Annotated in this window: 26 protein-coding genes; 15 read left to right on the forward strand and 11 right to left on the reverse strand. The window is 62.0% G+C overall.

All coding sequences use genetic code 11. The features are described from left to right. Nucleotides 1-5: 5 nt before the first annotated feature. From HFC70_RS03285 to HFC70_RS03295, 3 genes are all read left to right on the forward strand, one after another. The gene (locus tag HFC70_RS03285) at nt 6-1145 is read left to right on the forward strand and encodes an ABC transporter substrate-binding protein (RefSeq protein ID WP_168471785.1); all 1140 of its coding nucleotides are present in this window, start codon (nt 6-8) and stop codon (nt 1143-1145) included. A gap of 121 nt (nt 1146-1266) precedes the next feature. Further along, nucleotides 1267-2334, forward strand: a complete 1068-nt coding sequence (locus HFC70_RS03290; RefSeq protein ID WP_168471786.1) for an iron ABC transporter permease — start codon at nt 1267-1269, stop codon at nt 2332-2334. After that, complete coding sequence (locus HFC70_RS03295; protein WP_168471787.1) at nt 2328-3080, forward strand: ABC transporter ATP-binding protein; 753 nt, start codon at nt 2328-2330, stop codon at nt 3078-3080. Before HFC70_RS03290 ends, HFC70_RS03295 begins: the two co-directional genes overlap by 7 nt. Nucleotides 3081-3122: 42 nt before the next feature. Here HFC70_RS03295 and HFC70_RS03300 read toward each other — a convergent pair whose 3' ends face one another. From HFC70_RS03300 to HFC70_RS03315, 4 genes are all read right to left on the reverse strand, one after another. Next, entirely contained in the window at nt 3123-4394 is a 1272-nt protein-coding gene (locus tag HFC70_RS03300; protein WP_168471788.1) for an MFS transporter, read from the reverse strand. A gap of 133 nt (nt 4395-4527) precedes the next feature. Further along, a complete protein-coding gene (gene tam, locus HFC70_RS03305) occupies nt 4528-5298 on the reverse strand; it encodes a trans-aconitate 2-methyltransferase (protein ID WP_168471789.1) in 771 nt (256 codons plus the stop codon). Nucleotides 5299-5345: 47 nt separating this feature from the next. Then, nucleotides 5346-6740, reverse strand: a complete 1395-nt coding sequence (locus HFC70_RS03310; RefSeq protein WP_168471790.1) for a family 16 glycosylhydrolase — start codon at nt 6738-6740, stop codon at nt 5346-5348. 228 nt (nt 6741-6968) lie between these two features. Next, the gene (locus tag HFC70_RS03315) at nt 6969-7619 is read right to left on the reverse strand and encodes a haloacid dehalogenase type II (RefSeq protein WP_168471791.1); all 651 of its coding nucleotides are present in this window, start codon (nt 7617-7619) and stop codon (nt 6969-6971) included. A 189-nt stretch (nt 7620-7808) separates the two neighbouring features. Here HFC70_RS03315 and HFC70_RS03320 point away from each other — a divergent pair, with 189 nt between their 5' ends. Beyond that, nucleotides 7809-9923, forward strand: coding sequence for an EAL domain-containing protein (locus tag HFC70_RS03320; RefSeq protein ID WP_168471792.1), 2115 nt, complete (start codon nt 7809-7811; stop codon nt 9921-9923). A 9-nt stretch (nt 9924-9932) separates the two neighbouring features. Here the strand turns inward: HFC70_RS03320 and HFC70_RS03325 are convergent, their stop codons facing one another. After that, a complete protein-coding gene (locus HFC70_RS03325) occupies nt 9933-11162 on the reverse strand; it encodes an ROK family transcriptional regulator (RefSeq protein ID WP_168471793.1) in 1230 nt (409 codons plus the stop codon). A gap of 241 nt (nt 11163-11403) precedes the next feature. Here HFC70_RS03325 and xylF point away from each other — a divergent pair, with 241 nt between their 5' ends. From xylF to HFC70_RS03340, 3 genes are all read left to right on the forward strand, one after another. Next, nucleotides 11404-12441, forward strand: a complete 1038-nt coding sequence (gene xylF, locus HFC70_RS03330) for a D-xylose ABC transporter substrate-binding protein (protein ID WP_168471794.1) — start codon at nt 11404-11406, stop codon at nt 12439-12441. Between the two features lie 149 nt (nt 12442-12590). After that, on the forward strand, nt 12591-13901 hold the full coding sequence (locus tag HFC70_RS03335; RefSeq protein WP_168471795.1) for a sugar ABC transporter permease: 1311 nt from the start codon (nt 12591-12593) through the stop codon (nt 13899-13901). A gap of 12 nt (nt 13902-13913) precedes the next feature. Continuing rightward, the gene (locus HFC70_RS03340; protein WP_168471796.1) at nt 13914-14699 is read left to right on the forward strand and encodes an ATP-binding cassette domain-containing protein; all 786 of its coding nucleotides are present in this window, start codon (nt 13914-13916) and stop codon (nt 14697-14699) included. Between the two features lie 95 nt (nt 14700-14794). Here HFC70_RS03340 and HFC70_RS03345 read toward each other — a convergent pair whose 3' ends face one another. Next, on the reverse strand, nt 14795-15538 hold the full coding sequence (locus HFC70_RS03345; RefSeq protein ID WP_168471797.1) for an SDR family oxidoreductase: 744 nt from the start codon (nt 15536-15538) through the stop codon (nt 14795-14797). A 311-nt stretch (nt 15539-15849) separates the two neighbouring features. Between HFC70_RS03345 and HFC70_RS03350 the strand changes: the two genes are divergently transcribed. Together HFC70_RS03350 and HFC70_RS03355 are read left to right on the forward strand one after the other, a co-directional pair. Next, entirely contained in the window at nt 15850-16731 is an 882-nt protein-coding gene (locus HFC70_RS03350) for a branched-chain amino acid aminotransferase (RefSeq protein WP_168471798.1), read from the forward strand. 55 nt (nt 16732-16786) lie between these two features. After that, nucleotides 16787-17131, forward strand: a complete 345-nt coding sequence (locus HFC70_RS03355) for a YkgJ family cysteine cluster protein (RefSeq protein WP_168471799.1) — start codon at nt 16787-16789, stop codon at nt 17129-17131. Between the two features lie 6 nt (nt 17132-17137). Here the strand turns inward: HFC70_RS03355 and HFC70_RS03360 are convergent, their stop codons facing one another. Then, entirely contained in the window at nt 17138-17464 is a 327-nt protein-coding gene (locus tag HFC70_RS03360) for a hypothetical protein (protein WP_168471800.1), read from the reverse strand. 213 nt (nt 17465-17677) lie between these two features. Between HFC70_RS03360 and HFC70_RS03365 the strand changes: the two genes are divergently transcribed. Then, entirely contained in the window at nt 17678-18280 is a 603-nt protein-coding gene (locus HFC70_RS03365) for a superoxide dismutase (protein WP_168471801.1), read from the forward strand. Between the two features lie 111 nt (nt 18281-18391). Here the strand turns inward: HFC70_RS03365 and HFC70_RS03370 are convergent, their stop codons facing one another. The 3 genes from HFC70_RS03370 to HFC70_RS03380 form a co-directional block, all read right to left on the reverse strand. Then, a complete protein-coding gene (locus HFC70_RS03370) occupies nt 18392-18838 on the reverse strand; it encodes a type II toxin-antitoxin system VapC family toxin (protein ID WP_168471802.1) in 447 nt (148 codons plus the stop codon). Next, on the reverse strand, nt 18835-19086 hold the full coding sequence (locus HFC70_RS03375) for a type II toxin-antitoxin system Phd/YefM family antitoxin (protein WP_168471803.1): 252 nt from the start codon (nt 19084-19086) through the stop codon (nt 18835-18837). The genes HFC70_RS03370 and HFC70_RS03375 overlap by 4 nt, the downstream gene beginning before the upstream one ends. Nucleotides 19087-19187: 101 nt before the next feature. Then, entirely contained in the window at nt 19188-19679 is a 492-nt protein-coding gene (locus HFC70_RS03380) for a histidine kinase (RefSeq protein WP_168471804.1), read from the reverse strand. 239 nt (nt 19680-19918) lie between these two features. Here HFC70_RS03380 and HFC70_RS03385 point away from each other — a divergent pair, with 239 nt between their 5' ends. Further along, entirely contained in the window at nt 19919-20770 is an 852-nt protein-coding gene (locus tag HFC70_RS03385) for a metallophosphoesterase (protein WP_168471805.1), read from the forward strand. Here HFC70_RS03385 and HFC70_RS03390 read toward each other — a convergent pair. After that, nucleotides 20767-21462 (reverse strand): YafY family protein, encoded by a 696-nt coding sequence (locus tag HFC70_RS03390; RefSeq protein ID WP_168471806.1) that lies wholly within the window; start codon nt 21460-21462, stop codon nt 20767-20769. The genes HFC70_RS03385 and HFC70_RS03390 overlap by 4 nt on opposite strands. Before the next feature lie 122 nt (nt 21463-21584). Between HFC70_RS03390 and HFC70_RS03395 the strand changes: the two genes are divergently transcribed. The 4 genes from HFC70_RS03395 (at nt 21585) to HFC70_RS03410 (ending at nt 24192) form a co-directional block, all read left to right on the forward strand. Continuing rightward, nucleotides 21585-22214 carry a LysE family translocator gene (locus HFC70_RS03395; RefSeq protein WP_168471807.1) on the forward strand — a complete coding sequence of 210 codons (630 nt, stop codon included), beginning with the start codon at nt 21585-21587 and terminating at the stop codon, nt 22212-22214. Nucleotides 22215-22416: 202 nt separating this feature from the next. Then, nucleotides 22417-22860: a cytochrome c gene (locus HFC70_RS03400; protein WP_168471808.1), complete on the forward strand. Its 444-nt coding sequence runs from the start codon at nt 22417-22419 to the stop codon at nt 22858-22860. A 99-nt stretch (nt 22861-22959) separates the two neighbouring features. Beyond that, nucleotides 22960-23877 carry a cytochrome c gene (locus tag HFC70_RS03405; RefSeq protein WP_168471809.1) on the forward strand — a complete coding sequence of 306 codons (918 nt, stop codon included), beginning with the start codon at nt 22960-22962 and terminating at the stop codon, nt 23875-23877. A 90-nt stretch (nt 23878-23967) separates the two neighbouring features. Further along, a complete protein-coding gene (locus tag HFC70_RS03410; protein WP_168471810.1) occupies nt 23968-24192 on the forward strand; it encodes a hypothetical protein in 225 nt (74 codons plus the stop codon). Nucleotides 24193-24201: the final 9 nt, after the last annotated feature.

A 24201-nucleotide genomic window follows, 5' to 3' on the forward strand; every position in this document is an offset into this window, starting at 1 on the left:
AAATCGTGGGTATTTTCAACAGGGTGGCCACCGCCGCCGCGCTCTCGCTCGTCCTTTTTTCGAGTGTTGCTTTGGCTGGCGAAGTGATCAAAATCAAAGACATCACGGGGCGCGAAGTGGAAGTCAGCGTACCGGTCGAGCGGGTGATCCTGGGCGAAGGCCGTCAGATCTATTTCACCGCTGCCCTGGATACCGATGCCCCGTTTGCCCGTGTCGTCGGCTGGCGCGACGATTTCAAGAAGGCGGACCTGGATGGCTACAACGCCTATCTTGAAAAATTCCCTGAGATGGGCAAGATCCCGACCTTCGGCGGCATGAAGGACGGCACTTTCGATATCGAGCAGGCCGTGACGCTGAAGCCCGATGTCATCATCATGAACACCGAGGCCAAGTCGGCCACCGAAGAAAGCGGCTATATCGAGAAGCTCGCCAAGGTCGGCATTCCGCTGGTCTATATCGACTTCCGTGAAAAGCCGATGCAGAACACCGATGAATCCATGCGTATCATCGGCAAGCTGTTCGGCAAGGAAGCCCGCGCAGAAGAGTTCGTCGCCTTCCGTTCAGAGCAGATCGCCAAGGTCACCGATACGCTGGCCAAGGCGCCGGATGCCAAGAAGCCACTGGTCTTCGTCGAGCGCGCCGGCGGTTACAGCGAAGATTGCTGCATGTCCTTCGGCAACGAGAATTTCGGCAAGATGGTCGAGATGGCTGGCGGCATCAACATGGCCAAGGACATCATTCCGGGCACGTTCGGCACGGTCAATCCCGAGCAGATCATCGCCTCCAATCCTGACCAGGTCATCGTTACCGGCTCCAATTGGGAACTCTACGTTCCAGGCGGCGCCTGGGTCGGCGTTGGTCCGGGGGCGGATCAGGCCAAGGCGACGGAAAAGCTTGAAAAGCTGATGCATCGGCCGGCCTTCACGGGCGTCAAGGCCGTAACCGACCACAATGTGCATGCCATCTGGCACCAGTTCTACAACAGCCCCTACCAGTTCGTCGCCGTCCAGCAGATGGCCGAATGGCTGCATCCCGACCTGTTCAAGGATCTCGATGCCGATGCCACCTTCAAGGAGCTGCATGAGCGCTTCCTGCCGGTTGCCTATCGTCCGGGCTACTTCGCCTCGCTCAACGCCGGCCATTGATACCAAACCGCAATCGAGCGCCGGTGGGGCAAGCCTCCCGCCGGCTCTCAGCTATTTTCAACAGGTCTCGTCCGTCACTCGCTGGCCGGGCGTTCTTTTTAATTGGACAGGGTGGCAATTGATGGCTGCACTTGGCGAAACTCTCCCGGCGGCAGAAGGGCGCGCTCTTTACCGTGCGCTCGCCTTCCGCCGCATCCTGCTGATCTGCGGCATGGTCGTGGCGCTGGCGCTCAGCGTCGCCTTCGACATGGCGCTCGGCCCGGCGCGCTACACGCTGTCGCAGGTGCTGTTGGCGCTTTGGGACGCCGCCTCCGTCGACCAGCAATTGCGGGTGGTGATCTGGGATATCCGCATGCCGATCGCCCTGATGGCGGTGACGGTGGGCGCCTGTCTGTCGCTGGCCGGTGCGCAGATGCAGACCATTCTTGCCAATCCGCTGGCCAGTCCCTTTACGCTCGGCATTTCGGCCGCGGCCGGGTTCGGCGCGGCCTTAGCGCTGGTCGGCGGCATCGCCATCTTTCCGGCCGCCGTGCAATATATGGTGCCGATCAACGCCTTCCTGATGGCCATGCTCGCCTCCCTGTTCATCTACGGTGCCTCGACGCTGCGCGGCGTAACCGTCGAAACCATCGTGCTGCTCGGCATCGCGCTGGTCTTCACCTTCAATGCGGCGCTGGCCCTGCTTGAATATCTGGCTTCCGAACAGGCGCTGGCCGCCGTGGTGTTCTGGACCATGGGCAGCCTCACCAAGGCGACCTGGACCAAGGTCGCGGTGACCGCTGCCGTTCTCGCCTTCGCCACGCCGCTGTTCATGCGCCGCGCATGGGCGCTGACGGCACTGCGGCTCGGCGATGAAAAGGCCGCCAGCTTCGGCGTCAACATCCGCCGGCTGCGGCTCGAAACCCTGATGCTGGTCAGTCTGCTGGCCGCCATTCCGGTATCGTTTGTCGGCACCATCGGCTTCGTCGGCCTGGTCGGCCCGCATATCGCCCGCATGCTGGTCGGCGAAGATCAGCGCTTCTTCCTGCCGGCCTCGGTGCTGTGCGGCGCGCTGCTGTTGTCCACCACCTCGGTCGTGTCGAAAATACTGATCCCCGGCGCCATCCTGCCGATCGGGGTGATCACGGCGCTGGTTGGCGTGCCCTTCTTCTTCTCCCTCATCTTCAGCAGCCGGAGGCGGTCATGGTAGCGCTCGCGCTTGAAAATCTCGGTGCCCGTTACGGCAAGGTGCGGATTTTCGAGGATATCTCCACCGATATCCTCAAGGGTGGCGAGTTGACCGCCGTCATCGGACCCAATGCGGCCGGCAAATCGACGCTGTTCAAGCGCATCGCCGGATTGCTGAAAGGCGAGGGTGTCGTGCATCTGAGCGGCACCGAAACCGACAAGGCGATCTGTTACATGCCGCAGGACACCGGCGCCAATGCCGTGCTGACAGTCTACGAATCCGTGCTGCTGGCCGCCAAGCAGGGCTCGACCTGGAAAGTGGACGAAGACGAGCTGAAGGCCATCGACCGCATCCTGAAAGCGCTCAGCATCAGCGATCTCGCCTTCCGCAATCTCGGCGAATTGTCGGGCGGCCAGCGCCAGCTGGTGTCGATCGCCCAGGCCCTGGTGCGCAATCCGGAAGTGCTGCTGATGGATGAGCCGACCTCGGCGCTCGATCTGTTCCGGCAGGTCGAAGTGCTGCATTTCATGTCGGGTCTGGCGGCGCGCAGCGGCATGGCGGTGCTGATCGCCCTGCATGACCTCAATCACGCCCTGCGCTACTGTGCCAATACCCTCGTGATCGCCGATGGCCGCATGGCCGCCTGCGGCCCGACCCGCGATGTCATCACGCCTGCCATGCTGCGCGACGTCTACCGCGTCGATGCCCGCATCGAGCCCTGCACGCTCGGCCGCCCCATGGTCATCGTCGACAATGCGGTGAATTGAGCGAGCGAGGAGGCAATCCTCGGTGACAGAAGCCCGGTTGCTTCATTCGAACCTTGCCCCCTCGATGGCCTGCGTCGACAGCCTCTTCCACATCAGCACGACCAGCAGCAACAAGATGATGGCGGCGATGATGAAGGGGGTGGTGAGGGCCATGGCGCGGGGCATGTGGGGTTCGGCGAGCTTGACCGAGAGGCCGGAAACCACGAGGCCGAGCGGCATCGTGCCCCAGGCGAAAAAGCGGTAGACGCTGTTGACGCGGCCGAGCAGGTGCTGCGGGACCAGCCGCTGGCGCAGCGTCACCGTGACCGTGTTCCAGACCATGCCCGTGAATTCGGCCATGAGGATGGCGCCCCAGATCGGTGCGGCATGGGGAATGCTGGCCATCACCACGGCCTGCAAGAGGGCTGTGACCAGCGTCAGCCGCAGCGCCATGCCGGTGCCGATCAGGCGCACCACGCGTTCGGCCAGGACGCCGCCCAGAATGCCGCCAAAGGCGCCGGCCGTCAGCAGCAGGCCATATTGCGTGGAGGAAAGGCCCAGGACCTCCTGGCTGTAAAGAATCATCGCGATCTGCATCATCAGGTAAGCGGCATTGAGCACGCCAAGGCCGATCGCCAGATCGCGCAGCAGCGGATTGCGCCAGAGAAAGGCCGCCCCTTCGCGCATCTCCGTCACCCAGTGCTTCGGCTCGGCGCGGGTCGGGCGAAAGTTGCCGGGGATCGACATCACCAGGGCGGCGGCAATGGCAAAGCCCATGCCGTTGAAGGCAAAGGCCAGCGGCACGGCGACGGTCAGCACGAGCCCGGCCAGCGGCGGGCCGATCAGCGAATTCATCATTACTTCGACGCTCCACAGCCGCCCGTTGGCGGCTTCCAGCCGCGAGGCGGGCACGATGGCCGGCATCAGGGTCTGGGCGGCGTTGTCGCGCAACACCTCGGCAAAGCCGACAGCCAGCGCCGAGATCAGCAGTATCCAATAGAGCGGATGGCTCGGCCAGCCGGTGCCCGGTGTGCCATTGGCCGAGCCGGAGAGCCAGAGGGATGCGGCAAGCCCCGTTAGAAGTGCAAAGCGGGCGAGATCCATGGCCACCACCAGCTTGCGGCGGTCGATGCGGTCGGTGATGACGCCCGAGGGCAGCGCGAACAGAAACCACGGCAGGCGCAGGGCCGTGGCGACAAAGGCGATTGCCAGCGGATCGCGGGTCAGCAGCGAGGCGAGCCAGGGCCATGCCACCACGCCGATGCCGTCGCCCAGATTGGAGACGGCGCTGGCGGTGAAAAGTGCCGCGAAATTGCGGCCGAGTTTGTCTTTCAATACGGTATTCCCTGTGCCTTTGCGGCTTGTTGCACAGGTTGACCATCAAATTTTTCGCAAAGCAATATGGCCGCCTGCACTTCAGAGAATACTGAATTGAGGGCGGGGCCGAAGCTCGCTCTTGCCCTCGTAATCAGGCTTTGACTGCCACCACGAACAGGCGCGGGAAGCGCAGCAGGCGGCGGCCGTCGGCGATGGGCGGATAGGCCTTGTCGATGCGCGCCGTGTAGTCGGCGATGAAAGCGTCGCGGTGTTCTGGTTCGACCTTGTCGAGATAGGGCCGCAGGCCGGTGCCCTTGACCCACTCGACGATCGCCTCGGCATTCGCCATCGGGTGGTTGTAGATCGTATGCCAGACATCGACGCGGGCGGCCTTTGGCGCCAGCCGGTCGATATAGGCGGACGGCGGGGGCAGGGGTGCCCGCCGCATCCTGCCGCCGGCAAAGGCCGGCGCCCAGGGTCCCGCCGCACCGCTTTCCTCCATCATCACATGGCTCGGTTCATTGAGATTGTCCGGCATCTGCACGGCCAGCACCCCGCCACTGTTCAGGCTGTCCATCAACCGGTCCAGAATCGTCAAATGATCGGGCAGCCATTGGAAGACGGCATTGGCGTAGAGGAGATCAGCCGGCGTTTCCGGCTGCCAATCGGCAAGGTCAGCTTGGGTGAAAGATAGGCCAGGTAAACGCCGCCGCGCCTTTTCCAGCATATCGGGATCGCTGTCGAGCCCGCTCACGGCGGCGGAGCCGAACCGCTCGACGAGCAATTCGGTGGAGTTTGCCGGCCCGCAACCCAGATCGTAGACGGCGTCTGCGCCGCTTAAGGGGACTTGGGCCAGCAGATCGCGGGCTGGCCGCGTTCGCTCGTCTTCGAATTTTAGATACTGATCGGCGGACCAGGCCATGGCGACGTTTCCTCGCGCGTTTGAGGCTCGGCATCGAGGCGGCAGTCCTAGATCTGCCAGTCATCGAGCGAATAGGCCTTGATGTAGTCGATCTGCATCTCGGCTCCGTCATCTAAACTGCTCGACGGTGTTCCTGCAACGCCGCCGACCGCCAGATTGACGATCATATACATCGGGTCATGCATGTCGGAGGGCGTATCGGCCCGCGCCACGGCGACATCGTCGAAATACCAGACGATTTCCTCCTCCGTCCACAGCACACCGTAGTTATGGAAACCTGCCGTATCGCTGACCTGCACGGCAGACGAGATCGAGGTCTGCTCGCCGGTTTCGTTCGAATGCACGGTGACATTCACGGTGTTCGGATCCTGGCCGCGCATTTCCACGACATCGAGTTCCGGTGGCCAGGAACCGTCCTCCGGCAGCAGCCAGAAGGCTGGCCATGTGCCCTGTTCGCTCGGCATGTCGGCCCGGATTTCGAAATAACCATAGGTCTGGGCGAAGGACGAATGGGTGGTCAGCATGCCCGAGGTATAGTCGTAGCCCTCGATTTCCGCCTGCACGTCGGCCGATGCCGGTGCTGCGGTGATAGTCAGAACGCCATTGTCGATGGAGAAGGGATTGACCGACGACGTGCCTTCATAATCAGGATTGATATACCATTGCAGCTCGCCGTTGCCGGTCAGGCTGCTGCCCTTTTCCGGGGCCCAGGAGAATTTCGCGTCCCAGGTGCCGCTGTCACCATCGGTAAGCGACAACGCGTTGAAGTCGTCGGAAAAGGTCTGGGTCAGTTGCGTGCGGTCGAGGCTTAGCTTGAACTGGCCGGCGGTCAGGGAGGAGGCTGTCGTATTGGTCAGCACCAGGCTTTCGCCGCCGCCGAGATCAAGCCGCAGATTGCTGCCTTCCTGGGTGATGTTGGCCAGAACGTCTTCGAAGGACGTCAGCCCGTACTCGTAGAGCCGGATCGTATCGTCGGAACTGAAACCGCTGATCAGGTCGCTGCCATTGCCCTTTGTGAAGATGAAGATGTCCGCGCCGCCGCCGCTGACCAGCACGTCGTTGCCGGCACCGCCATCGAAGGTCTGGCGGCTCGAGGATCCGGTGATGATGTTGTCGGCGCTATTGCCGAAGGCATAACGTCCGTCGCCGGTCACTTTCAGGTTTTCAAAATTATCCGGCAGCGTGTAGCTCATCCAGGTCTCGATGGTATCGACACCCTGGCCGGCCGTCTCGCTGGCGCGGTTGATGCTGGAATAGAGGTAATAAATGTCGTCGCCAGTGCCGCCGACCATGGTCACGTTGACGGAACTGTCGCCCCACATCGAATCATTGCCGGCGGTGCCATTGAGCGTCGGGCCGGAACCGGTTGCCGAGAACCAGGCGGTCGAGCTTCCGCTGTAGTAGAGCGGCAGACCGAGGGCATTCGTGATAGAGTTGGCCATGTTATCCTCTTCGCGCTTTCTGGAACCTCCCAGTTCCTCCGCCGCGGCGACCATAGCAGTGCGATCCCCTCCGTTAAGGCCAAGGGCATGAATTCGCCGGCAAGGCACACAGGTTCCGCAAAGGGTGGTTTCATGCTCCCTTAGGCGGAGGTCATCTGTGCCCGGCTTTGGGACGATGGGGGAAAAATGTGCCAAATCGGGCCGGCATTTTTGCCAGCCGATTTCGTCTCAAAGACTGTCGAGAGACGGCAGGATGAGATCCGGTCCGAGGTCGAAATACTCGTCCGGCATCTGGGCGCGATTGACCCAGACTGTGCGGAAGCCGAACTTGCGTGCGCCGGCAACGTCCCAGCGGTTTGACGATTGAAAGGAGACGGCATTCGGATAGAGCCGGTATTTCGTCGTCACCAGATCGTAGACGGCAGGCGCCGTCTTGTAGGCACGGATCGCATCGACCGAGAAGATATCGTCGATCACCGTGTCGAGGGCGGCATTGGCGACGGCTGCTTCCAGCATGGCGGGTGAGCCGTTGGAGAGAATGGCCACTTTCGCCCCGCGCTGGCGCAGGTCCTTCAGGACGGCCGGCACTTCCGGGTAGCAATCGAGCCGCCAATAGGCCTCCAGAAGATCGGAGCGTAGCGCCTTGTCGACGCTGGGGTACCGGGCCAGCGCATAGTCGAGCGCCTGCTCGGTCAATGCCCAGAAGTCCTGGTAAACCTCCATCAAGGTGCGCACCCAGGAATATTCAAGCTGTTTGGCTCGCCAGAGATCCGAAAGAAGCTGATAGTCCGGTCCGGCACGGGATGCATGGCGGCGCGCGGCCGCATGCACATCGAACAAGGTGCCGTAAGCATCGAAAACATAAGCTGCGCTGGACAATGTCGCCTCCCGAAAGCCGTTACTCTGTCATAGGTCGATGGCGTGGAGCCGACAAGTATAGAATGCCCTTCGATCCGACCGCTCAATTGGCTCGCCGAGAGAATACATTAACAGATACTTAGAAAAGCCCTGCTAATGGTCGTATGCGACGACAGATTTCCTGTTTGGGCAAAATCCGAGAAACCCATCGTGCAGACCAAGCTGATGCTCTCCCATCCACGACTGATCTGGCGGCTGGTCATGCCGCTGGTGCTGATTGTCGTCGGGGCCTTCATCGGTCTTTCCCTTTATCTGCCGACAGCCTTTAGAACCGCTGCTCTCGATACCGCCTATGACAGCAATATCAATATGCTACAGCAAGCCCGGATATTGCGCTCCTATTATGGCAAGACGGTTGCCGTGAAGGTCGGCAAATCCGATCACTTCAAGTTTGCGGTCAATCATGCCAATTTGCCCAACGCCATTCCTTTGCCGACCACGTTTCTGCAGGAAGTTGCAGCCAAGCTCGGCGACGAACAAAGCCGCCTGAAACTGATCAGTCCCTATTCCTGGCCTTATCGCGATCCGGTTCCAATGAGCGCCGATGAGAAGGAGTTGTGGGAAACCTTGAAAAAGGAACCGAGCCGTGTCGTCAGTCACGAGGATACGATCGACGGTAAGCGATACCTGCACACGGCCATAGCCGATCGCATGGATGAGCCCAGCTGTGTCTCCTGTCACAATAGCGATGTCATGTCGCCAAAGCGTGACTGGAAGCTTGGCGATGTGCGCGGTATTCTGGAGATCAGCAATCTGCTGGAACCGCATTATGCCGCTGCCGAGAAGCGCAGCTATATGGTGTTGGGCTCGATCGGTGCGGTGATGCTGCCGGTCGTCCTCACCCTTCTGGTCGTTGCCTGGATCGTCGATCGTCGGACCCGGGAGAAGGAGGAGGTGGCGCGCCGATTGAGCGAGTTGACGAATTTCGATACGATGACAGGCGTTTTGACGCGCCAGAGCTTCATCGACATCACCTCCGTTGTTCTGAAGGACAAGACCTACAAGTCGGGTTTTTCGATTCACCTGCTGAATCTGGGCGGAGTGGCGACCGCCAACCAGTTGCATGGCACGCCCTGCGGCGACCAGATGATCCGCGATGCGGTCCGCCGGCTGCGCGAAGGTCTGCCCGAACACACTTTGATCGGACGTCTTGGCGGAAACCGGTTTGTGGTCGCCGGGTTGGGGCCGGAAAGCCAGGCTGAGGTCCGGGCCTTCGTGGCTAACCTGATGGCCTTGATGGAGCAACCTTTCAGCTTCAATCAGGCGGAGATCCCGATGCTAGTCAGCATCGGTTCGGCGATCCAGGGCAGTGATGGGGAGCGCTGCGTCGAGCAGTTGCTGCAAAAGGCGGAAATCGCGCTGGCGACGGCCAAGCATTCGCCCGGAGCCAATGCGCTGATCTTCGACCAGGCGATGCGCGATACGTTGGAAGACCGCCAGCGCCTGCTGGCGATGATCGAGAAGGCCTTGTCCAAAGGCGGTTTCGAACTTCATTATCAGAGCGTTCACGATGCGGTGACGGCAAGGATCAAGGGCTTCGAAGCGCTGATCCGCTTGCGCGGAACGGACGGACGATTGATCCCGCCCGATGATTTCATTTCCGTGGCCGAGGCCAGCGGCGCGATCTGCGAAATCGGCGCCTGGACGATCCGCGAGGCGTGCCGGGTTGCCGCGAACCTGCCGGCCGATACGTTCATGGCGGTCAATCTCTCGCCGGTGCAGTTCCGTGCGCGGCATTTCGAACAGCCCGGCATTGCCGAAGTGGTGATGGCCGCCCTTGCGGAAACCGGCCTGCCGGCGCATCGGCTGGAACTGGAAATCACCGAAGGCCTGTTTCTCGACCGCAATGATGCGGTAATCGCCGAACTGCTGAAGCTGCACGAGATCGGCGTGTCACTGGCCATGGACGATTTCGGCACGGGCTATTCGAGCCTGAGTTATCTCTGGCATCTACCGGTCGACAAGATCAAGCTCGACCGTTCCTTCGTCACCGGATGGTCGGAATCGCCGGAAACCGCAACGCCGATCATCGAGGCGATCACGGGTCTTGCCAAGGCGCTGGACAAGCGCATGACCGTGGAAGGTATCGAGACGCCGGAACAGGCAAAGTATTTCGCCGATCTCGGTTGCGGCATGGTGCAGGGTTTCTATTACTCCCGACCGTTGCCGGAGGCCGATCTGGCGGTGAGCCTGCTGCGCTTTGTCGGCACCCATGCGCCGCCGCTGTCGGATGAGATGACAGGATGGGTATCCGCCAAGGCCTGATCAGGGATCTCAGCGCGCTGCCGCCTCGTCCGTCCTCAAGCCTGCCACATCGTGGTCGATCTCGGTCAGGGCGCGGTCGACATGGCCATCGAACACCAAGGTCGCTTCCTCCGGCACGATCATGATGTGCGGCATGCCGTTGACGCGCACCTGCAGCGATTGCTGCAGGCCTTCCTCGATACCGCGGTTGAGCAGGTCGATGAAGCGCGTGCCGGGACCGGTGATGGCGATCGGCATGGTGTCGTAGAGGCTCAGCATGCGCGACAGGCCCTGGCCAAGCGCCAGACCCGCCTGGCGAAAGGCATATTCCGACATGCGATGGCCTTGCCGGGCGCGCAGCGCGATCTTGTCCATTTCGACCAGCGGCACGAATTTCGCCGGGATCGTATCCGGCGGCACTTCGAAGGCGGTGCGCAGGATGCCGTAGAAGCCGGCCGAGGCCTCGACGCAGCCGTAGGAGCCACAGCGACACAGCTTGCCGTCGGCGGCATTCAGCATATGGCCGAAATTCGGCGCACTGACCTCGATCCCGCCATCGCGGCCGCGCTGCGCGATGCCAAGTCCGATGCTGTGGCCGAGCGACAGGGCCGCCAGCGACTGGAAAGGCATGCCGCCGGTTTTGTCGGCCTTGAGGGCCAGTGCGTGGGCGACCAGCAGTGTCTCGTTGTTGAGCCGGATGCGGGTATTTGGAGCGACCTGCAAGGCGGACGAGAAATCGATGATCTCCCGTCCGAATACCGGTGACCAGAGCAGACGGGAGGCGCCGGAATCGACCAGACCCTTGCTGGAAATCGACAGGGCGTCAATCTGCGCGAATTCCAGCTTGGATCGCGCTGCGAGCCGGGACAGCGCATCGCGAAAGCCGAGCATGAATCGTGACGTCGAGGGGGCGGTATGGTCACGCGGGTCCTCGAACCGATCGATCAGCGTGCCGGCATAGTCGGCCAGCGAATATTGCACCGTGTCGGAGGAGATCCGTACCGCGACGACATAGCCGAAATTGCGCTTGCGGCCGAACAGGACGCGCGGCCGGCCGCGGCTGCCGGCGACATGCTGCTCGTGTTTTTCAATCGCGCCGAGCCGTTCCAGATCGGCGGTGATGGCCGAAACGGTGGCCGAGGACAGATGGGTGAAGGCGGAGATGTCGGTGTGGGAGAGGGGGCCGTTCCGGCGCAGCGCAGAAAGGGCAAGCGCAATGTTCTGCTGACGCACCATTTCGGTGCTGGACTTGGTCAGCATGCGTTACGCCCCGTCCTCAAGTTCGATTGCACCCATGCTCCTCCCAAAGCATCTGCCCGGCCCGTTGGCAAGCCTCGACAAGCCATGTTGACAGCCTTGCATTCTTCTGACACTTATTTTCTCGACTGTCGAGAAAAAGCATCGGCCGAGAGGCCGGAGGCGGGCGACAGTGTTTTTAAGCGGGGTGTCAGCGCGGACGGGAGGTCTGGCGCGGCGGCCCGTAAACACTCGGGAGGGTAAGATGAAGTCATTCTATAAACTGATGGCGTGTGCAGCGGTCATCGTCAGCGTTCATTCCGTGGCCAGCGCCAAGGATCTGACGATCGGCGTGTCGTGGTCGAATTTCCAGGAAGAGCGCTGGAAGACCGACGAGGCCGCCATCAAGGCAGCGCTCGAAGCGTCCGGCGACAAGTATATCTCGGCCGACGCCCAGTCGTCCGCCGCCAAGCAGCTCACCGATATCGAATCGCTGATCTCGCAGGGCGCCAATGCGCTGATCGTTCTGGCCCAGGATAGCGATGCCATCGGCCCGGCCATCGAAAAGGCTGCTGCCGAAGGCATTCCCGTGGTCGGCTACGACCGCCTGATCGAAAATCCGGCCGCTTTCTACATCACCTTCGACAACAAGGAAGTCGGCCGTCTGCAGGCTGCCGAAGTCTTCAAGGCGAAGCCGGAAGGCAATTACGTCTTCATCAAGGGTTCGTCTTCCGATCCGAATGCAGACTTCCTGTTCTCGGGCCAGATGGAAGTGGTCAAGGCGGCGATCGACGCCGGCAAGATCAAGAATGTCGGTGAAGCCTATACGGACGGCTGGAAGCCGGAAATTGCCCAGAAGAACATGGAGCAGTTCCTGACCGCCAACGACAACAAGATCGACGCCGTGGTTGCCTCGAACGACGGCACCGCCGGCGGCGCGATTGCAGCCCTTGATGCGCAAGGCCTGGCTGGCTCCGTACCGGTCTCCGGCCAGGATGCCGACAAGGCAGCCTTGAACCGCGTCGCACTCGGCACCCAGACCGTGTCCGTCTGGAAGGACAGCCGCGAACTCGGCAAGCGTGCGGCTGAAATCGCCGTGGAACTCGCCGGTGGCAAGAAGCTGAATGAAATCCCAGGCGTGACCTCCTTCAAGGGCGGCCCGAAGGGCGTCGAAATGCAGTCGGTCTTCCTCGCCCCGCTCGCCATCACCAAGGACAACCTGAACGTCGTCATCGATGCCGGCTGGATCTCCAAGGAAGAAGCCTGCCAGGGTGCCAAGGCCGACGTTGCCGCCTGCAAGTAACGGGTTCCGTTTCAAAGCCTGAGTGAGAGGCAACGCCGCAACGCAAGCCGTTGCGGCGTTGCCTTGAAATTCGGATACTTTGCAGCGGTTGAGGAGCAGGCGGCGCCAGGCCGCCATGCAATTGCATACAGTGGGGAGAACGGCAGGGCATGGCCGATACGATACAGACCACCCAGACGACGCGCGGCCAAAGCGCGGAGCACCCGATCAAGCGCTTCTTCCGCGCCACCGAGATCGATACGCGGCTGCTCGGCATGATCGGCGCGCTGCTGTTCATCTGGATCGGCTTCCAGATCCTGACCGGCGGGCTGTTCCTGACGCCGCGCAACCTGTGGAACCTGACCGTGCAGACCTCGTCGGTCGCCGTCATGGCGACCGGCATGGTGCTGATCATCGTCACCCGTAATATCGACCTGTCGGTCGGCTCGGTGCTGGGCTTCTGCGGCATCGTCATGGGTGTGCTACAGGCCAAGATTCTGCCGCAATATCTGGGTCTCGACAATTCCTGGATCTGGGTGATCACGCTTGCCTGCGGCATCGCCGTCGGTGCGGCCATTGGCGCGCTGCATGGCGCCATCATCGCCTTCCTGCAGGTGCCGTCCTTCATCGTGACGCTCGGTGGCCTGCTGGTGTGGCGCGGCGCGACCTGGTTCGTCACCTCGGGCCAGACGGTCGCGCCGATGAACCCGACCTTCCGCCTGATGGGCGGCGGCACGGAAGGCTCGATCGGCGCCACGGCCAGCTGGATCGTCGGCCTGGTCGCATGCCTTGCCATCCTCGGGGCCATCGTCAATGCCCGCAAGCAGCGCAAGCGCTTCGGCTTTCCGCGCCGGCCGCTATGGGCCGAATATTTCCTGTCGGTCCTGTCCTGCGCGCTGGTGCTCGGTGCCGTCTGGGTCGCCAATCTCTACTACTGGCCGATCAACATCGCCCGCAAATATGCCGAGGCCAATGCCATCGCCTGGCCGGATGGCGGGTTGCTGATCCCGCATGGCATCGCCGTGCCGGTGCTGATCGCCGTTGCCGTCGGTATTGTCATGACCTTCATCTCGACCCGGCTGCGCTTCGGCCGCTATGTCTTCGCGCTCGGCGGCAATCCGGAAGCGGCGGAACTTGCCGGCATCAAGACCCGCTGGGTAACGATCCGCATCTTCGCGCTGATGGGTGTGCTTTGCGCCATCGCGGCGGCCATCTCCACCGCCCGTCTCAACGCCGCTACCAATGCGCAGGGCGAACTCGACGAGCTCTACACCATCGCGGCGGCTGTGATCGGCGGCACGTCGCTGGCCGGCGGTGTCGGCACGGTGGCCGGCGCCATGCTGGGCGCTCTCGTCATGCAGTCGCTGCAATCGGGCATGGTGCTTCTGGGCATCGACAGTCCGCTGCAGCGTATCGTCGTCGGTATCGTTCTGGTGCTTGCCGTCTGGGCCGACACCGTCTACCGCGCTCGTGCCAAGTAAGGAGTCCGAACCATGTCAGACCAGCGCACTCCCCTTGTGGAAATGAACGGTGTTTCCATCTCGTTTGGCGGTATCCATGCCGTCGACAATGCCTCGGTGGATCTGTTCCCCGGCGAGGTCGTTGCCCTTCTCGGCCATAACGGCGCCGGCAAGTCGACCCTGATCAAGATCCTGTCGGGCGCCTACCGGCGCGATGGCGGCGAGATCCGCATCAATGGCGAGACCGCCGAGATCAACAACCCGCGCGATGCCAAGAAATACGGCATTGAGACGATCTACCAGTCGCTCGCCGTCGCCGACAATGTCGATGCCGCCGCCAATCTCTATCTCGGCCGCGAGCTGCGCACCCCCTGGGGCACGCTGGACGACGTGGCGATGGAGGCCAAGACCCGCGAGGTGATGGGCCGGCTCAATCCGAACTTCCAGCGCTTCAAGGAGCCGGTCAAGGCATTGTCCGGTGGCCAGCGGCAATCCGTGGCGATCGCCCGCGCCATCCTGTTCGATGCCCGCATCCTGATCATGGACGAACCGACGGCAGCACTCGGGCCGCAGGAAACCGCGCAAGTCGGCGAGCTGATCCTGCAGCTGAAGCGCGAAGGCATCGGCATCTTCCTGATCAGCCACGACATTCACGACGTCTTCGATCTCGCCGACCGCGTCTTCGTCATGAAGAACGGCAAGGTCGTCGGTCATGCCCGCACCAGCGACGTCACCAAGGACGAAGTGCTGGGCATGATCATCCTCGGCAAGGTGCCGCCGGGTGCGACGCCCGGACCGGGGGCGATGGCGACGGGGTGAGAGTATAGTTCCCGCGATGAGATACGCCCCTCACTTTCTCCCTAGAAGCGGATGAGGGGCGGGGTCTCGGCGAGGACCTCGCGGACGACGAGTGGCTATTTCACCGCCGCGTTTCCGCCATCGGCATAGAGCGCCGATCCGGTGACGAAGCTGGCCATGGGGCTGGCCAGGAATAGGGCGGCCTTGGCGATTTCCTGCGGCTCTGCGATGCGCTTCATGGCGTGCAGGCCGGCGGCCCAGGCCTTTTGCGCCTCGTCGCCCGCCATGGCGGTATCCACGCCACCCGGTAACAGGGCATTGGCGCGGATGCCGTGGACTGCGTAATCGGCGGCAATGCCTTTGACCAGACCCATCAGGCCGGCCTTTGCCGCACCATAGGCCGTCATGCCGGGCAGGCCGACGCTTGTGCCGACGAAGCTCGAGGTGAAGACGATCGCGCCGCCGCCGCGCTCCAGCATGGCCGGGATCTGTCTCCGGGCGCCGAGAAAGGCCGAGGTGAGGTTGGCCGTCAGCACAGCCTGCCATTCCTCCACGGTCATATCTGCAAGCGGCTTGCCCGGCCCGACAGCGCCGGCATTGTTGACCGCAATGTCCAGTCCGCCATAGGTCTGCCGCGCCGCGGCGACCAGCGCATCATGGGTGTCCGGCACGCAGACATCGCCGGCCACCGCATGGGCCCTGCCGCCTGCCGCGCGGATCGCGTCGGCCACCGCCTCCAGTGCCGCTTCTCCACGCGCGTTGAGAATGACGGCCGCTCCCTGCGCGGCAAACAGCAGCGCTGTGGCGCGGCCGATGCCGGATGATGCGCCAGTGATGATGGCCACTTTGTTCGTCAGCATGTTGGGTTCTCCTTGTTGGCAAGGCGGCAGCGATAGCCAGCGGCAGAGCGTACCGCCACCCGATTCCTGCGGCAGCGGATTGTTGCTGGCACTGCGCCGGCATTCGCGCCACGATGGTCGACCTGAAAGGACCTCCCATCACGTGGATTGATCGACCCATTCACCAAGCTGTTGATCCATCGGTGAAATCGGCAAAAAGCCGACACGGCCGGCCAAAGCCGGTGTGCATTGGCCTCTTGCGGCGAGTTTATCCTTGACCTTTGCGGTTCTCCTGTCCTTTCCTGCCGGGAACTTGAAGATTGGAGACCGAAATGGCTGTCGATACGTCTGCCCGCACGCCCACCTGGACTTTTGTCGATGGCGACTGGATCGCCGGCAATCCGCCGCTGATCGGGCCGACCTCGCATGCCATGTGGCTCGGCTCGACGGTGTTCGACGGGGCCCGCTGGTTCGACGGCATCGCGCCCGATCTCGACCTGCATTGCCAGCGCGTCAATCGTTCGGCGACCAATATCGGCTTGAAGCCGCTTAAGACGGCGGAGGAGATCGAGCAGCTCGCCTGGGACGGCATCGGCCGGTTCGAGGGCAAGACCGCGATCTATATCAAGCCGATGTACTGGGCCGAACATGGGCAGATGGGCTCGGTCGTCGCCGCCGATCCGGAGTCGACGCGCTTTGCGCTCTGCCTGTTCGAAGCGCCGATGCACACCGCAAAACCCTCATCGCTGACCCTGTCGCCCTTCCGCCGCCCGACGCCGGAATGCGCCCTGACCGACGCCAAGACCGGCAGCCTCTATCCCAATTCCGGCCGGATGATCATCGAGGCGCGGTCGCGTGGCTTCGACAATGCACTGGCCCGCGACATGAACGGCAATGTGGTGGAGACCGCCTCCTCGAATGTCTTCATGGTCAAGGACGGTGTGGTGCTGACGCCGGCTGCCAACCGCACCTTCCTTGCCGGCATCACCCGCGCCCGCGTCATCGCGCTGCTGCGCCAGGCCGGTTTCGAAGTGCGCGAACAGACCCTGTCGGTCGAGGATTTCATGGGCGCCGACGAGATCTTCACCTCCGGCAACTATTCGAAGGTCGTGCCGGTGACCAAGCTCGACAGCCGCGACCTGCAGGAGGGCCCAGTGACCCGCAAGGCGCTGGACCTCTACATGGATTGGGCGCGCTCCAGCAACGACGCCTGATCAGGGCGGCACCTCTCTGCTGGATTTCCGCGCCGCGATCTGCTTTGGGTAGGCGATGCTTGAAACCTCGCCGCCCGATATCTTCGACTGCCAGACCTGCGGGGCCTGTTGCGCCTATTCGGCCGACTGGCCGCGCTTCTCGCTGGAAACCGACGAGGAGATTGCCCGCATTCCGGAAAAGTTCATCGCGGCCGATGAAAGCGGCATGCGCTTCGAGGCCGGACGCTGCCTGGCGCTGACCGGGGAACTCGGCAAGCATGTCGGCTGCGGCGTCTATGCCGATCGGCCGCATGTGTGTCGCACCTGCATGCCCGGCGACCCCGAATGTCGCATCGCCCGGCAGGCGCTCGGCATGCCGGTCGACGATCTGCCGGATTTCGAAGGGATGAATGAGGAGTGACGGTGGTTACTTGGCGGGGATTGTCACGGTCAGCGTGTCGGCACCCAATTCGCTGCCGATTTCGGCAGTTTCCGTCTTCTTGTCCATGACGCAGAGATAGCTGACCGATCCCTCGGCTCCCCTAGGCTTGCCGCTCAGGACAGCCACGCCATAGCTTTCCGTGCCGAACGGATCGACGGCGATCGTTGGCTTTTCCAGCATGTCGGCAGCGGCGGCGAGGCATTTCGTCTCGACCTTGGCGGCGAACTCGGCCCAGGCGTCGTCGGACGAGGCCAGGGCTGGCACGGCAAGGCAAAGGCTGGAAATAGCCAGGGCTGCAAAGAGACGAATCATGGTGTTTCCTTTGGGTTTTTGACAACGGGCAATCGTGGTTTCGATGCTTGCAGCCTGCCGGACGATTTTGACAGATGTGCGATGCACCGAGGCACAAACTTCTCTTTCCATGGAACAATTTGGCAAATGGCAGGTTGCCTCGGAACGGTTCCGCTCCTATGTTCCCGAGCACCCGCCGAATTCCCGCAATCTTTGCCAAGAGGAGAATACACCATGGCTTTTGAATTGCCCGCACTTCCCTATGACTACGAAGCGCTCGTTCCTTTCATGTCGAAAGAGACGCTCGAATATCACCATGACAAACACCACAAGGCCTATGTCGACAACGGCAACAAGCTTGCCGCCGATGCCGGCCTTTCGGATCTGTCGGTCGAGGAAGTCGTCAAGAAGTCCTACGGCACCAACCAGGGCCTCTTCAACAATGCCGCCCAGCATTACAACCACATCCATTTCTGGAAGTGGATGAAGAAGGACGGCGGCGGCACCAAGCTGCCCGGCAAGCTGGAAACGGCGATCGCCTCGGATCTCGGTGGCTACGACAAGTTCAAGGCCGATTTCATCGCGGCCGGCACCACGCAGTTCGGCTCCGGCTGGGCCTGGCTCTCCGTCAAGGATGGCAAGCTGGAAATCTCCAAGACTCCGAATGGCGAGAACCCGCTGGTCCATGGCGCATCGCCGATCCTCGGCGTCGACGTGTGGGAGCATTCCTACTACATCGACTACCGCAACGCCCGCCCGAAATACCTCGAAGCCTTCGTCGACAGCCTGATCAACTGGGATTACGTGCTGGAAATGTACGAAGCCGCCGCGAAGTAAGCTCGCGTTCAAGGCCTGATTGTGAGACGCCCGGTGCAGCGATGCGCCGGGCGTTTTTTGTGTCGGGGGATGAGTATTTACAGGCGAATTGCCCGGTGCAAATGCCGCGCTCTACACTCGAAGGTCGGTCGGCGCGACGACATTTGCCGAAAATGGCAAGAAATGGCGCGTGTTCCACGTCACCACGACCAGCCCACGGGCCTTTGCTGTACCGGCGATCAGGGCATCGGCCATACCGGGGTTGTGGCCGGCAGTCATAGTCTGGGCTTCGAGGCCGCCGGCGATCGAGGCAATGTCCATGTCAATGGGAAGAATGCGATCCTGGAAGATATGGACCAGCCCGCGCAGCCATAAACGGATCGCCTCGGCTTTGGCTGTGGCGCCCTTTGCCTCCAGCAAATGCTGCCCTTTTTCAATCTCTTGGATCGTTACCACCGAGAGATAGAGGGCGTTTCGTGCATCCTGCTCGCGCATCCAGCTGAGAAAATCACGAGGGATATCCGCCTTGGACGGCGACAGCATGGAGATGACGTTGGTGTCCAGCAGATAACCGTTCAAAGATCGACATCCCTCGACGGAGACGGGTTGCGCTGCGGCTCCATGCCACCCGGAAACGTCAAGAGGTAGTTCGCAAAGCTCGGGCGATCCGTCTTCAGGGATTTCCTGGCGGCTTCGGCAGCCTCGACGGAGACCAGAACCGCGGCTGGCTTGCCATGGCGGGTGATGGTGACGAACTCGCCATTGACCGCATCATCGACAAGCTTGGAAAATCCGGCCTTGGCATCTTTCAGGCTGACGGTCGACATAACGAAAAGCCCTATTGTGATCACATATGACCACAATAGGGCCGGGCGTCCTTCAAATCAAGCCGGCGGGTATACTTCCGCCCCACAAGCGCTCCGCCTGCTTACTTGGCAGGCTTCAGCGAGTTGATGATTTCCATCAACACCGGACCATGCTTTTCCTGTTCGCCCTTGGTACCCCAGTAGGTGATGACCAGCAGCTTGTCGGGCTTCGGCGCGACGAAGGACAGGCCGATGTTGACCGGGCCGTCCTTGTCCTTGCCGGACCAGTCGAGATTGCTCATGGTCATGCCGTTGAACTTGTCTTCCGACTCCTTCTGGGTGGCGGGATCGATGGTGATGCCGTTTTCCTCGAAAAAGGCGAAGGCATCCTCGATGACCTTGTCGCTGGTCTTCTCTTCGGCCACGTCGATCGAGAAATAGATGGCGTCGTCATCGGAGACGGCCTGGATGCCGGTCGCGGTTTCCTCCGGGTTCCATGTGTCGGGAATGGTGATCGAGGCGACCGGGGTGTCGCTCGGAAACAGCAGAGTGGCGGCCTGCGAGCTGTAGGGCAACACAAGCGCCATCAGGGCGGCGGCAAGAAGGGTCTTCATCGGGTGTCTCTCCTTTGGGAATGGCGGATTGGGTCAGGCAGAACGGCGGGCTGCTGTCAAAAGCGAACTGAAACCACGCTCGCGTAGCACGAATATCCTTATATTCCGATGATGGCGCAGGCCGTGGCACAATAAAAGTCAGAAACGCCAGCGGCCGCCTGCGGTGGTCCGATGTCACGCCTCTGTCACACAGAGGTCTTATCGACCGCGCCAGTCTCCTCTTGCGAATGCGCCGTTCCATGCTCCCTGAACAATCCGGTAGTCCCCTCCTTCGCTTCGGCGTTGTCGCCGATCCACAATATGCGCCGATCGCGTCGAATATCCAGCTTGATCGCCACTATGCCAACAGCCTTGCCAAGCTCCAGCAGGCGCTCAGCCATTTCGACGGTTTGGACCTGTCCTTCGTCGTAACGCTGGGCGATCTCATCGACCGCGATTTCGACAATTTCGACCGTATCCTGCCGCTCTATGAAGGCTCGCGGCATGAGTGCCTGTTCCTGCCGGGCAATCATGATTTTGCGGTGGTGCCGGAACTGCTTGGCGAGGTTCATGCCCGTCTCGGCATGCCGGCGCCCTACTACGACTTTGTGCGCGATAGATGGCGTTTCATCCTGCTCGACGGTAACGAGATTTCGCTGTTTGCCCCGCCACCCGGCGATGCGCGCCGCGCAGAGGCCGCCGATCGGCTTGCTGCCCTTGAGCAGGCCGGTGCTATCAATGCCAAGCCGTGGAATGCCGGCATGAGCGCCGCGCAGATCGGCTGGCTTGGCGAACGGTTGTTGTTGGCCGAACAGGCGGGCGAAAAGGTGGTGGTGATGGGCCATTATCCGCTTTATCCGCAAACGGACCACAATCTCTGGGATGCGGAACAGGTGGCGGCGCTGCTGTCTGCGTCGCCGGTTGTTGCGGCCTATCTCTGCGGCCACAATCATGTCGGCAACTATGGGTTCTTGGGCGCCTGCCACTTCGTCAATTTCAAGGGCATGGTGGATGGCGAAACCGAGAGTGCCTTTGCCGTGGTCGAGCTTTATGCCGATCGCGTCGAGATCATCGGCTTCGGCCGGGAGGAGAGCCGCAGCCTGGCGCTTTAGATCGGGACGGGACTGCTCGTCCAGCCGCTGATCCACAGATCCCGCAGACGGTTTCCCTCGCCGCGGAAGAAGGCGTCGTCCGGCTGGCAGTCCTCCACCCGGTCGGCGCGAAAGTTGCGGATCGCCTGGCGCAGCTCGCACCAGGCGACGATTACCGCCGTCGCCGAATAGTAGATCAGCGCCAGCGGCCGGATCAGCCGCTCCGTGGCATTGCCCCACTCGTCGCGATAGTCGAGCAGCAGCTTCTGCTCGTCGCGGATGGCATGGCGCACCATGCCGAGGTCGATGCCTTCCGGTGCCGGCGCGATGCTGCCCCAGGCCTGTAGCGCATTGCTTTCCAGAACCTGTCGTAGCGGCTCGGGCACGGCGGCGGCGATCTTGGCATTGACGCCTTTGGCGGCCTGCTTCAGCGCCTTGTCGCCGGTGCGCTCCAGCAGCGCCAAGCCCAGCACGATTGCCTCCGTCTCCTCGACCGAAAACATCAGCGGCGGCAGGTCGAAGCCTGGCCGCAGGATATAGCCGAGCCCGCGCTCGCCCTCGATCGGCACGCGCATCGCCTGCAACGCCACGATGTCGCGATAGATCGACCGCGGTGTCACTTCCAGCTGTTCGGCAATGGCCTGGGCGGTCACCGCCTGACGGGCACGTTTCAGGATCTGGATGATCTCGAACAGTCGCGATGCCTTGCGCAATGCTGTCTCCTTGAACGCTCCTGACACAACGCTGTCAGGAGGAGAATTGTATGGACGTCTCAACTCTCTGAAACTTCATGAAGAAGTTTCAGCGCCGTCCTCATTCGTTCAAGGATACTGACATGACTTACGCGGAAAATCTCTGGATTTTTCTTCTCCTTCTGACCGGCATCATCCTGGTGCCCGGCATGGACATGATCTATGTGCTGGCCAGTTCGCTGTCGGGTGGACGGCGGTCCGGCCTTGCCGCCACCGGCGGCATGATGCTTGGCGGCGCAATCCACACCCTGTTCGGGACGCTCGGTGCGGGACTGCTGGTGGCGCTGGCGCCAAACTTGTTCGGGCCGCTTTTGGTCATTGGTGCCGGTTACATGGTCTGGGTCGGGTTGCAACTGGTCCGAAGCTCGATCACCGTCGCGACGGTGGACGCTGGCCATCTCCACCGTCTGTGGGTCACCTTTCGCCAGGCGGTCACGACCTGCCTGCTGAACCCCAAGGCCTATCTTTTCGTCATCGCCGTCTATCCGCAATTTCTGAAAAGCCACTATGGCCCGCTCTGGCTGCAGGGCGTCGTGATGGGGCTGATGACCATGCTGGTGCAGGGCCTGGTTTACGGTGGCGTGGCGCTGGCGGGCCATGGAGCGCGGCGTGCGCTGGTGTCGCATCCAAGTGTCACCAAGGCGATCGGCCGCGGCGCCGGTCTTTTGCTGATCGCCGCGGCTGTCCTGACATTAGTTCACGAATGGGCGTGAGGGTGAGACACATGCCGTCGCCGTCTGGCACCCAAAAGATGCATCTCGGGCAGTTTTCTTGTTGAACATCAAATCCTTGCCGTTTGGCCCGGACTTCACCGCATTGTGACTTCATTCCTGACATCGAAGTCTGCAAACATCAGCTGGCTTGCCCATTGCAATCGCCGGTCCGCCCGGCTTTCTCTACAAGGAGCGTTCTTCGATGAAGCTGAAACTCGCCCTGGCTGCGGCCGCAACTCTCTGTCTTGGCATCGCCGCGGCTTCTGCTGCCGGCGAGCCGCAGGTCGTCCGTCAGGAAATGATGAAGAAGGTCGGCGGCGCCATGGGTGCCATCGGCGCCATCGCCAAGGGCGAAAAACCGTTCGATGCCGAAGTGATCAAAGCGTCGCTCTCCACCATGGCCGAGGTCGGCAAGACGTTCCCTGATCAATTCCCGGCGGGTTCGGAAGTGGGCCTGGATACCGAAGCCAGCCCGAAGATCTGGGAAGACATGGAAGGCTTCAAGGCCAAGTCCGCCGCCCTGGTCACGGCCGCCGAAGCGCAGCTGGCCGCCATGCCGGCCGACCAGGCTGGCGTTGGCGCGGTGATGAAGGCCGTCGGCGGCACCTGCGGCGATTGCCACCAGACCTTCCGCCTGAAGAAGTAAGCCTTATCGGTCCTGCCGTGGCCATTCGCCGTTGTCTTTGTGCGCGGATGGCCATGGCATTTTGGTTTTCTGACGTCATCTATGTTTGCGGAGGATGCCATGGCATCGAAATGGCTCAAGGGTCTCGGCGCTCTGGTGGCGCTCGGCGTGGTTGGCGCTGGCGGTTTTCTGCTGGTGACGGCACCTGACCCGCAGAGCGACAGCGTCTGGGCGGATCTCGGTGAGCCCGATCTTGCCAATGGCCGCACGGTATTCTTCGCCGGCGGCTGCACCAGCTGTCATGCCGCTGCCGGATCGCAAGGCGATGCCCGTCTGGTGCTGTCGGGTGGCGCACCGCTCAAAAGCCCGTTCGGCACCTTTCATGCGCCCAATATTTCCAGCGACGCGACAGCCGGCATCGGCGGCTGGACGCTTGCCGAATTCGGCAATGCCATGACGCGCGGCGTCGGGCGGCAGGGCGAACATCTCTATCCGTCCTTTCCCTATGGCTCCTATGCCCGGATGAGCCCGAAGGATATCAACGACCTCTACGGTTTCATGAAGACACTGCCGGCGAGTTCCGCTGTGGCACCGCCGCATGAATTGCCGTTCCCCTTCAACATTCGCCTGGTGCTGGGCGGCTGGAAACTGCTCTATTTCACCGATACGCCGCGGGTCGAGATCGCCAACGCCAATGACGTGGCGAGGCGTGGCCAATATCTGGTCGAAGGCCCCGGCCATTGCGGCGAGTGCCACAGTCCGCGCGATGCGCTGGGCGGGTTCAAGTCGGGCCAATGGCTGGCAGGAGGACCTAATCCTGAGGGCGAAGGCACGATCCCCAATATCACGCCCGGCTCGAAGAGCATCGGCAATTGGAGCGAGGGCGAAATTGCCAGCTATCTCGAAACGGGCTTCACGCCCGATTTCGACAGCGTCGGCGGTTCGATGGTCGAGGTGCAGAAGAACATGGCGGAATTGCCCGCTGCCGACCGCGAGGCGATTGCTGCCTATCTGAAGGCGATCCCGGCGGTGCCATGATGGTGCCGATGCCGGCAAATCCGTCCAGCGTCGCGTAAGCCTTTGCGTTCAGAGTGCCGGCCCGGGGAAGACGGAGGAGATGGATGCTGCATGAGCAATGAACGCAGGCGAATGGAAAGCGCGCTTCGCACGCTTCTCGACAGTTATCCCGATCCGGCCCTGCACCGCTGGGTCAGCCAGACGGTCGATGCCTTTGCAGCGCGCCTGAGCGGCATTGCCGACCCACGCGAGCGCGACCACGCCTTTCAGGCGGCGCTGATCCTGATCAAAACCACCCTGCAGCAATGGTCGAAGAACCCGCCGGTCTTTCATTGATCGCCGCAT

The sequence above is a fragment of the Agrobacterium sp. a22-2 genome, assembly GCF_012276985.1.
In the GTDB taxonomy this organism is placed as follows: domain Bacteria; phylum Pseudomonadota; class Alphaproteobacteria; order Rhizobiales; family Rhizobiaceae; genus Allorhizobium.